9 protein-coding genes, 1 tRNA gene and 1 pseudogene are annotated in these 10,912 nt (G+C 64.5%); 7 read left to right on the top strand and 4 right to left on the bottom strand.

Translation table 11 applies throughout. From position 1 onward, the window contains the following. Positions 1–756 (bottom strand): annotated as a pseudogene (locus tag JZ792_RS39335) (phosphohydrolase); the annotation flags it as partial. Positions 757–954: 198 nt separating this feature from the next. Here JZ792_RS39335 and JZ792_RS39330 point away from each other — a divergent pair. The 3 genes from JZ792_RS39330 (at position 955) to JZ792_RS39320 (ending at position 4,279) form a co-directional block, all read left to right on the top strand. Then, the gene (locus JZ792_RS39330) at positions 955–2,865 is read left to right on the top strand and encodes an alkyl/aryl-sulfatase (protein WP_216917977.1); all 1,911 of its coding nucleotides are present in this window, start codon (positions 955–957) and stop codon (positions 2,863–2,865) included. Between the two features lie 313 nt (positions 2,866–3,178). Next, positions 3,179–3,520, top strand: coding sequence for a hypothetical protein (locus JZ792_RS39325; protein WP_216917976.1), 342 nt, complete (start codon positions 3,179–3,181; stop codon positions 3,518–3,520). 270 nt (positions 3,521–3,790) lie between these two features. Further along, complete coding sequence (locus JZ792_RS39320; protein ID WP_216917975.1) at positions 3,791–4,279, top strand: DUF6301 family protein; 489 nt, start codon at positions 3,791–3,793, stop codon at positions 4,277–4,279. A gap of 428 nt (positions 4,280–4,707) precedes the next feature. Here JZ792_RS39320 and JZ792_RS39315 read toward each other — a convergent pair whose 3' ends face one another. Together JZ792_RS39315 and JZ792_RS39310 are read right to left on the bottom strand one after the other, a co-directional pair. Then, positions 4,708–6,072 carry an NsdA family TPR-like regulatory protein gene (locus JZ792_RS39315; RefSeq protein ID WP_216917974.1) on the bottom strand — a complete coding sequence of 455 codons (1,365 nt, stop codon included), beginning with the start codon at positions 6,070–6,072 and terminating at the stop codon, positions 4,708–4,710. 215 nt (positions 6,073–6,287) lie between these two features. Beyond that, complete coding sequence (locus JZ792_RS39310) at positions 6,288–6,641, bottom strand: winged helix-turn-helix domain-containing protein (RefSeq protein WP_308165627.1); 354 nt, start codon at positions 6,639–6,641, stop codon at positions 6,288–6,290. A gap of 596 nt (positions 6,642–7,237) precedes the next feature. Here JZ792_RS39310 and JZ792_RS39305 point away from each other — a divergent pair. From JZ792_RS39305 to JZ792_RS39290, 4 genes are all read left to right on the top strand, one after another. Then, the gene (locus JZ792_RS39305; RefSeq protein WP_216917973.1) at positions 7,238–7,561 is read left to right on the top strand and encodes a hypothetical protein; all 324 of its coding nucleotides are present in this window, start codon (positions 7,238–7,240) and stop codon (positions 7,559–7,561) included. 77 nt (positions 7,562–7,638) lie between these two features. Further along, on the top strand, positions 7,639–9,315 hold the full coding sequence (locus JZ792_RS39300; RefSeq protein WP_216917972.1) for a replication initiator: 1,677 nt from the start codon (positions 7,639–7,641) through the stop codon (positions 9,313–9,315). 13 nt (positions 9,316–9,328) lie between these two features. After that, positions 9,329–9,505, top strand: coding sequence for a helix-turn-helix domain-containing protein (locus JZ792_RS39295; protein ID WP_216917971.1), 177 nt, complete (start codon positions 9,329–9,331; stop codon positions 9,503–9,505). After that, positions 9,502–10,701, top strand: coding sequence for a tyrosine-type recombinase/integrase (locus JZ792_RS39290; RefSeq protein ID WP_216917970.1), 1,200 nt, complete (start codon positions 9,502–9,504; stop codon positions 10,699–10,701). The genes JZ792_RS39295 and JZ792_RS39290 overlap by 4 nt, the downstream gene beginning before the upstream one ends. A gap of 57 nt (positions 10,702–10,758) precedes the next feature. On the opposite strand, the gene JZ792_RS39285 is transcribed toward JZ792_RS39290, so the two are convergent. After that, positions 10,759–10,834: transfer RNA gene (locus JZ792_RS39285), tRNA-Arg, on the bottom strand. Between the last annotated feature and the right edge of the window lie 78 nt (positions 10,835–10,912).

Here is a 10,912-nt window from a genome sequence, read left to right as displayed (position 1 = left end):
GTCGTGATTACCCCGCACCACGAGGTAGTCCTGTCCGAGCGTGCCCCACGAATCCAGTCGGGTGCGCACGGTCCTCGATTCCTCGGGCCTGGCCTCGCTGGTCAGGTCGCCCGCGAGAAGTAGTCGTTGCGCTCCGCGGTCCGGTCGGCGCAGATCATCGAGAAGCGCGTTCAGCATGACCTCGGGATAGGGCGGCTGCCCGGGGCCCTGGCGGAAACCGGGAGGAAGATCTCCGATGACGAGGCCGCTGACCGTCTCGCCGTAGTGCACGTCGTTCGCCAGGGCGAGGGTGCGCAGCAGGCGACCGGGGGGAAGGACCAGGGTGGTGAACTCACCGGTGATCTCCGGCGAACCCGGTGCGAGCGTGGTCAGGTTCAGTGCGGGAGTCGCGCGATTGCCGTCCGACCAGGCCTCGAACCGGTAGCGCCGTCCCGGCTCCAGGCCGTGGATCTCGGCGTAGTGGAACGGTGTCGACTCCGATTCCGCGTACCGCACGGCCGGGGTCTGCGCCGCGTCCGCGGGCCCGATCCTGACCTCACCGCCTGCCGCGACGGGCGCCAATCGGCCGTCGGCACCGGGGGTGACGGTCGTCCACGTCATGATCACGGAGTCGCCGGTGACCGTCACCACTTCCAGATCGGTCGCGATCACCGGATTCGACTGGGCGCGAGCCGAACCCGTGCGCGCCAACGGTGCCAGGGCGGCCAGTCCGAGAATGCCGAGCGCGGTCCGGCGCGACGGTCCGCAGCAGGTCATGCGGCCGAGATTACCGGCCGCATCCGGGGTCGGGCCGGTCCGAGTGCCGCCGACCATTCGTTCGCGCGACGCGGCTGCCGTGCCGGGCGTTCGGGAAGGGGCGCCCTCCTGTTCACCCGCCGAGGGTGAGGCCCATGCCGACGCGGCTGTCGAGAATCACGGGCAGGTGTAGCCGTCCATCGAGTTCCGGGAGACGAAATGACCGTTTCGGCACATGAGGCGACCTCGCAGACCAAGTCGATCGGTGAACAGGCGCGGGAGTATTTCGCCTTCGACGATCAACGCGATTACGACGACGTCGGCCGAGGTCTGATCGCCGAACTACCCGACGGCGGGCGAATCACCGACCGGGACGGCCGGGTCGTCTGGGATCTGGCCGAATTGCAGCAGTCGGTGAAATCCGATGCCCCCGACACCGTGCATCCCAGTCTGTGGCGGCAATCGCAGTTGATCACCGTCGGCGGGCTGTTCGAGGTGGTTCCCGGCATCTACCAGGTGCGCAACCACGACATCGCCAATGTCACCTTCGTCGAAACCGCCGATTCGGTGGTCCTGATCGACGCGGGCCAGGGCATCCGCAATTCCGAAGTCGCTCGCGACCTGTATTTCGCGCACCGCCCGCGCAAACCGATCGCCGCGATCATCTACACCCACACCCACGGCGACCATTTCGGCGGCGCGCTGGCTTTCGCCTCCCGCGAGGATGTGGCCTCCGGGAAAGTCGCCGTCATCGCACCCGGTCTCGATTTCGATCGCCTGGCCCTCGGCGAGAACGTCCTCGCGGGCAATGTCATGGCCCGGCGCGCCCAATACTTCTTCGGCGAACTCCTCCCGACCGGTGACCGCGGCTTCGTCTCCTGCGGTATCGGCACCGCGATAACCCCCGCGGCCATCGGCTATATCGCCCCGACCGACCTCATCACCGAAACCGGCACCCGGCGGACCTTCGGCGGCATCACGTTCGAATTCCAGTACACCCCCGACACCGAGGCGCCGGAGGAAATGCATATCTGGATTCCCGAATATCGGGCGCTGACCTGCGCGGAGAACGCCAATCACAGCCTGCACAACATCCAGACCCTGCGCGGCGCGCGCACCCGCGACGCCTCGAAATTCGCCCACTACCTGGACGAGGCACTCGAACGCTACGGCGACGACGCCGAAGTCCACTTCGGCCCGCACACCTGGCCCGTGTGGGGCAACGCCCACGTGCGCGAATTCCTCGAATCCCAACGCGACGCCTACAAATACATCTACGACCAGGCCCTACGACTCGCCAACCACGGCTACCGGCCCATCGAGATCGCCGAACGCATCACCTTCCCCGAATCCCTGGACAAAGCCTGGTGGAATCGCGGCTACCACGGCACCCTCAGCCACGACCTCAAAGCCGTCTTCCACAAGGAACTCGGCTGGTTCAACGGCAATCCCGCCACCCTGTACCCGCATCCGGAGAACGTCTCGGCGCCCCGCTATGTCGAGGCCATGGGAGGCGCGGCGGCCGTCATCGACCTGGCTCGCACCGCGTCCGCCGACGGCGACTACCGCTGGGCGGTGCAACTTCTCGACCACGTCGTGACCGCCGAACCCGACAACGCCGAAGCCAAGAACCTCCAGGCCGACGCCTACGAACAACTCGGCTACCAGGCCGAAGGCCCCCAGTGGCGCAACGCCTTCCTCACCGCGGCGCTCGAACTGCGCGAAGGCACCCGCCGCGACGTCCCCACCGCCGCCGCGGGTCTGGACATGGTGATGGGCATGCCCATCGACCTGCTCTTCGACTACGCCGCCATCCGCTTGAACGGCCCCGCCGCCGTCGAACACTCGGCTCGCTTCGCCCTGAACATCACCGACCTGGACGGCCCGCATTCCTTCCAGGTCCGCAACGGTGTCCTGCACTACTGGCCCAAAGAACTCCCCACCCCCGACGCCACCATCACCCTCGACCACCAGGGACTCGTCGCGATCATCTTCCAGCCCTCCACCTTCGACAAACTGTCGGCGGCGGGCCAGATCACCGTCGACGGCGATGTCGAGAAGCTCCGATCCGTTCTCGGACTGTTCGACGAATTCGACCCGCAATTCAACATCGTCACCCCGGTCGACTGACCTCGGACGTAGCAAACGAGAAAGGCTCCGACCAGCGTTCGTGCTGGTGCGGAGCCTTTGTCGGTGGTGCCCTCGGCAGGATTCGAACCTGCGGCCTTCTGCTCCGGAGGCAGACTCGGGCCGTTGTCCGTGGTATCCGAGCGGTTGCGGTTGTCGCGCCACTTGGTGTTTGGGTATCCGGCTGTTCGGCTGTGTCCGGGGTAGTTGTGTCACCGACGTGTCATCCGGGCCGACATCAGGAAGGCATTGGCGGTGGTCTCTGGTCTGGGTCATGCATGGGCGATTGTCGGTCCGGTGCTCTAGTCTCCCGATCGTGATGCGCAGGTTTCGTTTCGAATTTGATCTGTCACCGCTTACGAACGCGCAGGGCAACCTTGTACTGCCTGCCATCCGTGAGCTGATGAAGCGAGAGGGACTGGAGCCGAACCGTGGGCAATTGACGCCCACAGATGACGGCCGGTGGACGATGTACGGTTCGACCGCCGATCTGGACTACGACGCGTTCAGAGAACGTCACGGAGAAGGATTCCTAGACTGGATGGAGTCGGTCGAGGTGGCCGTGGAACGGATAGTGGCGGAAGCAAATCCGCAGGCAGTAGCCTCTCCCGGCTGGGCATGTTGTGACGACGACGACTTCTGGGAGAGGTCCTGGTGACTTCCCTTCCCCTGCTTCCTCGTCCTGGCCATCCCTGAGCTGAGGGAGGTCGTGTCAAGGGCGTTCTTTCCCTTGACTCGTCCGAGTGAGGTCAGACAATCGGGCCATGAGGAGGCAGGGGTTTCGCAACCACGCGACGTCCCGTCGATAGGGTGCCGTCGCGGGTTGTCCGTCGTCGGGTTTTGTTCAGCAATTCATCTGCGCAGGTCAGCTCGTCGGCCCCATCGTTCGGAGGGGGCTCCGGTGGTGCCGTGACACTATGATTCGGTCATGCGTGGAGACTTCGACCGGGCTGCCGAAATCGTCCGCTTGGCAGCAGATTTCGACTGGACCTGGTCGAGGGACGATCTCGACAGATTCTGCGCGGCCGCTCACTGGACCGTTACCGAATACCGGTCTTTGGGGGCATCGATAGCCACAGACCTCGACATCGAAGATCCTCAAGGTAGTGCGTTTCTGGACGCAGATAGCGTTCGGTACATCGACTTCGGTGTCACGGACCGCTTGGGCAAGCAAGAAGCCGCATCCAGCGAGTTGCCCGCGGTGTGGTTCCGCGGTCTGTCTGATCGATTGGTGGCTGAGCTCGGTCTGCCCACCCGTCGCAGAGACACCGAACTTCGCTGGGACCTGCCCGCGGTGGTAATCGTTGCTCGCCGGGCACGCCAAGACAACTATGTGGCCATGACGAGCCCTCAGTACCGAGCCGAGCAAGACCGAATCGATGAGGATCTTGCCAACCGACCCGACGAGCAGTGGTAGCGGGACTGCGAACTTTTCGTTCAGCAGTTCATCCTCACAGGTCAGCTCGGTTTCCGAAGTTCATGCGACCGGACCACAGCCAGGCCCCACGTGCGATAGCCGGCGGATTCGGTGGGCAGCTGCGGGAGACCAGGTCGGGGACGGCTGACGAAGTGCCCAGCACTGCTCGGTGAACGAAAAAGCGGCCAGTTCTGAGATGCCTGCGTGCTACCACGTCGCCAAAGCGGATGCCAGAACACGCGAAGAGGACCAATGCGCCTCGACGGCGCTCCCGCCGCCGCCGCGCTGACGCACCCGGTTCCGAGGAGGCTTGCCGACGAGGGGCCGGTAGTGCGGCGTGGCGCGGCGGCGGCGCGGCGCGCCGCCGTGGCGCTCTTGATCCTATATAGCGAAATTCAGCAACCACTTGTGTGACGCAAGGCGATACGTCAGGCGACCAGGCCGAGCAGCTGTGATGCTTCGCGGTTGAAGTCCTGGACACTCGGAACCGAAGAGAACGGCTTGAGACTCCGTTGCAGGTCGCTGACGGCTTCGAGGGATCGCGACGAGTTGACGGTGGCGGTGAGCTGAACGACGGTCTTCGCTTTCGCTGCTGCGGCGTCGATGTCATTGCGCTGAATGTGTGCCATCGCGGTAGCGGCCTGGCTGAGACTTCCTCGACGGGCACGTCGTTGCTGTAGGCATTCCTGAATCGACAACTGCGCGAATCGCTCGATCTCCGTGGGCTGGTTCAAGTCCCGGAAGCACTGGGCGGCTTCGCCGTAGAAGTAGGCGCGGTCGATGAACTTCGCCCATTCGGGCTCGTCGTCGTGGTCGATTGCGCCGAAGGTGGCTTCTGCCCGGCTCAAAGCCTTCGTAGCGGCGCGGGCATCGCCCAACCGAGCAAGGGCACGTGCTTCGAGAATGCCGAGGTCGGCATAGCAGGCAGCCGATTCGGCTGGTGTGATTCCGTGGCGCCCGGCTCTCGCCAAGGCAACCGCTTCGTGGGTGTGGCCAAGCAGGTTGGCCTGGTCGGACATCCCTGCCAAGACGTGTGCGCCGAGGACCGGGTTACCCGCCGCCTGTGACAGTCGCAGCGCTTGGATGAGGTATCGCTGTGCGAGGCCGTGTTCTCCGTCGTCGTATGCCATCCAGCCGATGAGGTACGCCTGTTCGGCGGCGGCGTCGTAGAGGGCGGTCTGAACGTCGGGCTCGTGCTCGCGACGGATGAGCGGAATGACGGTGGTGTTCATGTAGCTGATCAGAGCCGTCCGGGCGTGACCTCCGCCGCGCATGACGTCCATCTCTTGGAAGAGGCTGAACATCTCTCGGATTCCGGCTACCTGCTGCATCCCGATTGCTCGGGGGCCACGGTCGGAGTTCAGCTCGTCGAGGGAAGCCAACAGCCAATCCCGGCTTGGTGCCGACAGGGCCGCGAGGATGAACGGGGCGTTGAATGCGCCGGTGGTGTAGGCCGTGCCGAGATCGCGGATGGTCTCCAACGTGGTGTCAGGGTCGGGCGAGTACTCAAGCCCTCGTGATGCCAAGGAGTCCATTCCTTCCATGCCGATGTCGCGCGGTCGGATTGTACGGCCGAGACGTTCGGAGATGACACGACATATAAGTGCCGGGGTGATGCCACGGGGCTTCTGTCCGTTCTTCACCCATCGGCCAACGGCGGTGTAGTCGTAGCGAAGTGCCTGGCCCTCGTCGGTGCCGAGTTCGTTGACGCGCTTCGCGAGTCCGGCCCACGACATGCCAGATTCGGTGATCAATTCTGCAAGCGCAGTGTTTGGCTCGGCCACCTGGCTCACCCCTCCTCGAACCTGTCTGCTGGTTCTCTGGGGCTGATGATACGCGGCGGGGCCTGCGGCGGAAGGGCGCACATGGTGCTTCACGGGTTCACATGGGCATTCACATGGTTCGGCCACTGACCGACTGCGGTTGCCTGGATACATGCAGATCAGTAGTGAGGATCGGGCGCGAATCGCTGAACGCTTGGCGATCGTATCGGCCCGTTTGGAGGGGCTTACTGAGAGGCTCCGCGCTCTGGAGACTGCTCCAGCGCCGACAGTCGCGACTCGAAGCCATCGAGGCGAGTCATGATCGCGTCGAGCCGTTCGATGATCCCGTCCGCTGACGGCTCCTCGGGGTCGACCGGTACGCGATAGAAGGTGCCGCGGCCTTGCCAGGACACGATGAGTCCTTCGGTGCGAAGCACATCGAGGGCGGCGCGGATGGTCTCCTTCGCTACGCCCCATTCCTCCGCCAACTTGGGAGCCGATGGGAGCTGGCCGCCGGGCGTGTAGGCATCGCGCAGGTCGTCGGCGATCCGCTGGTACACGGGCCGCAGATCGTCAGGGTCCATCAGCTGCTTCGGCACAGCGCAAGTTTACCCAGCTGTGCAAGACAAGCCCGGATCGGTTTCCTAGGTATGTATAGACAAGTACGTGGATGTCTGGGTAACCTAGGAAAGACACCGAGAGTGGTTCGAACCGGGAGGCGCGAAATGGCTACGCAAACCAATATTCGACAGGTAGAGGCTTTGAGGCCGTCGCGTCTGAATGCTGCGGGTCGGTGCATTTACTGCTTGTCGTCGGGCTGCTCGCGGGGTGAGTGCATCGCGCAGCACGTGGCGTCGGAGTGGGTGTTGTGCCCGGACTGCGGTGGTACCGGCTATGTCCGGGGGCATGTCGATCCGGAGGGTGCGCACGAGCGGTGCTACTGCTGGGGCGGGCTGCTGGATGTGAATCTGGTGGGGCCGGAACCGGTCGCGGTGATCCCTTCGCCGGTGGTCTACGAGTGCTGGCCTTCCAACGGTGGCGCTCCGCGTCGGTGGGTCGGGTGACTGTGATGACCTCGAACGTGATCACTTTGCGGGGCCGGTCGGCTGAGCCGTTGCGTCCGCCTCGGTTGACCTTCGCTCGTCGGTGCGTGTGGTGTGGTGAGGCTGATTGCCAGCATCCCGATTGCATCGCGTTGCACGAGGTTTCGGTGTGGGCGGTGTGCCGTCAGTGCGACGGGACGGGGTTGGCGTTCTCGGGGCCGCAGGGCTGCTCGTGCGCGTTCGGCCTGATCCACATCGCCCCGGCGGTGCAGCGTGTCCTCTACGTCACCCGTCGCGGTGAGGTGGAGATGGAGCACGGGCATTGGTCGAGCTACAACGACCGCACCTATTACGCGTTCCTGCACCCGGAAGAGGACGTGAAGCGGGTGAGCGTGGCCGCTCCGGATTCCGACCAGGCCAAAAGGGTTGTCGTCACTGACCCGTTGGACCTGCGTGATGAGTCGGTGGCCCTGTGACGACCGCACAGCCTCTCGGTACCGAGCCGATCGGGGCCGTGCCGCCGAATCGTCAGACAGCGGCTGAGCGTCGCGCTATGCCGGACCTGTCCGATGTCGCCGAGGCATACGCGGAGAAGGAGGGCGTGTGCGCTCGGGTGGTGCCGATGCGGGCGTTCGACACCAATACCGGTCGTGTGTCCTATGTCGGTGCTCCGTGCAAGGCCACCGTGGCAACGACCTGCCCGGCGTGTGCGAGGGCGAACAAGTACGTGCGGGTGACCCAGCTCAACGAGGGTTGGTGCGCCGAACATGAACCCGTGCAACCGGAACCGGTCGTCACCGAGGCTCAGTCGCAAGTGTTGGCGGCACGTGCTGACCTGTTCGGCCAGTACCACGATGCTCGCCGTGAGGGTGATCACGAACTCGCCGAAGACATCAAGACGTGGGTGGCTGATCTGGATGTCGAGCTGCGCGAACTCGGCGTGCGGGGCCGTCTCCCCGCCCTGGACGGCACGCCTCGACGTAAGGCCAAATCGACCAGGCGGCGTGATGGGCTGCCGGACCTGCCGCGTAAGAAGGTCGCCCGCACGACGATCGGTGCCGCGTACGCGGGCGGCAAGTATCGGCCGTCGATCTTCCAGACCCTGACCATGGATTCCTACGGCGGTATCAACCGGGTGTGGGATCCGACAGCGGGTAAGGACAAGCGCGGTGACTGGGTGTCGGATGGCTCTCCGGTCGACCCGGACGGCTACGACTACGCCCGTGCGGCCCGCGACATCATGCACACCAAACGACTGTTCGACCGCTGGATTCAGAACCTGCGGCGCGGGGTCGGCTGGAACGTGCAGTACTTCGCCACGGTGGAGCCTCAGAAGCGCGGTGCCCCACACCTGCATATCGCTATCCGGGGTTCGATCTCCAAGAACCTCCTGTACGCGGTCACCGACGCAACCTACGTCAACATCTGGTGGCCGCACTTCGACCCGGACAACGAGGTGTACTCCGGGGAGCGCTGGCCGGTCTGGGATCACTCCGCGGGCACGTTCGTGGACCCGAAAACCAAGCGGGCACTGACCTATTGGGACGACGCTATCGCCGTCATCGACTCGGTGGACGAGATCGAACCGGCGCACACGATGCGGTTCGGTGGGCAGTCCAAACCGATCCAGATCCTCGCGGGGACACCGGAGATGAACCGCAAGGTCGGCTACCTGACCAAATACCTCACCAAGTCCGTCGCCGAAGTCCTGGAGTCCGACAGCGAGCGCGTGAACCGCCACTACGACCGGTTACACGCCGAACTCCAGCGAACCCCGTGCTCGGACAAGTGCGCGGTCTGGCTGCGCTACGGCATCGTCCCCAAGGGCGCCACGGAGAAGACCCAACCGGGCCGCTGCCGGGGCAAGAACCATCGCCGTGACCTGCTCGGCGTACCCGGGAAACGCTGCCTCACCTCCGGACAGTGGTCCGGCAAGACACTGCCTGACCACAAGGCCGATCGCCTCGAATTCGTCCGCAACGAACTGGCGGCGGTTGGCATCATCCCGCCGGATACCTCGCATTTGCGGATCACTCCTGTCGGTCCGGGTGACCGTGACGCGCCACCACGCTCGCACCTGATCATCGCGTTGACCTCGGCGAAGAAGGCTCGGCGCGCTGAGTACGACATGGCGCGTCTCGCGAGGGATGAGGGACCACCGGGCGACGATCCGGTTTCACGTGAAACCGTTGCAGCACAACAAGATTCAACAAGCCAGATGGCAGCATAGGGAGGGACGAGTCATGTCCAAATTGCTCAACGAGTCCGAGGTCCGCAAGTTGATTCCGGTCGGGCACAGCAAGTACTACGAACTTGTCGGCTCCGGGCAACTCCGCTCGGTTCGGATCGGTCGTCGTCGCTTCGTCACCGAGCAGGCGGTGGCCGACTACATCGCGGGTCTCGATCAGGCGGCGGCGTGAGTCGTCAGCAGCTGCCACCGCAGATCACGAAAGTGACTGTTGCGGATCGTCAGTCAGGCAAGTCGGTGGTGCGGTACCAAGTGCGTGCCGATGCGGGCATTGATCCGGAGACCGGGAAGCGGCATCAGGTGCGGCGAAGGTTCCGGACGGAGCAGGAAGCTCGGAAGGCTCTGGCGCGGTTTCTGGCTGAGGCTGAGTCGGGCAGCTTTGTACCGCGCAAGGATGTCACGGTCGAACAAGTGTGCGGTGACTGGCTGGATAGCCTGCACTGGGCTCGACCGACGACGCTGGCAGGATATCGATACAACCTGGCTCCGCTGCGGGAGCGTCATGGTGGGTTGCCGGTGCAGAAGCTGACGCGGAAGCATCTGGACGACATGGTGTCAGCGCTCAAGCAGGGAGGCACCGAGACGGCACAGGGGAGGCGTCGTCGGCCCTGGGCGGCTCGGTCGCTGAAACGGACGATCGAGACGACTTCGATGGTCCTGGACTATGCGATAGAGCGGAAATTGCTGTCGCACAACGTTGCACGGGCTATCAAGCCGAAGGCTGGACGCAAGCGCAAGGTGGTCACCTACACCCCGGCCGAGGTCTCGAAGGTGCTGGCGAGTCTGGAGAAGGATCGGGACGGGCACCTGTGGTTCCTGGCGCTGTGCGGGCTGCGACGTAGTGAACTGGGTGGACTGCGGTGGAGCGGTGTCGACCTGGAGCGCAAGACGCTGGTGGTGCACATCGGTCGGGCCTCGGCGGGCGGGAAGGCGGTGGAGGACGACCCGAAGACTGAGGCGTCGGAGCGAACCTTGCCTATGGATGTCGAGATGGTGGAGGTTCTGCGGCGGGCTCGTCGTCGCCAGTTGGCGGACCGGTTGCAGCTGGGGGAGAAGTACCGAGACGGCGACTATGTGGCCTGCAACGAGAACGGCACCCCGTACCACCCGGACACGCTGACCCATCGGTGGGCGAAGGCGGTCAAGCGGGCAGGTGTTCGGCATATCCGGCTTCATGATGCCCGTCATACCTGCGGCACGACGATGCATCTCCGGAAGGTGCCGCTGGCGGTCATCGCGGCGTGGCTGGGGCACGCCGACGCCAGTGTCACGGCGAGGATCTACACCCATTCGCAGGACGAGGCGTTGCGTGAGGCCGCGGTGACTTTGGGTGAGGTTGTGTCATCGCGTGTCATCGACGCGGGCTGATCGCTCAGACGAGAAAGGCTCCGACCAGTGTTCGTGCTGGTGCGGAGCCTTTGTCGGTGGTGCCCTCGGCAGGATTCGAACCTGCGGCCTTCTGCTCCGGAGGCAGACGCTCTATCCCCTGAGCTACGAGGGCGGGATAGTTCTCGATCGGGGGGATCAGCCGTCCGATCGGGCGGGGAAAGCGTATCGCATCGGGTGCTGTCCGCCAAAA

Source organism: Nocardia noduli (assembly GCF_019038455.1).
Classification (GTDB): Bacteria; Actinomycetota; Actinomycetes; order Mycobacteriales; family Mycobacteriaceae; genus Nocardia; species Nocardia noduli.
Note: the sequence above shows the minus strand (reverse complement) of the source record. Positions and strands in the feature narration are given on the sequence as shown.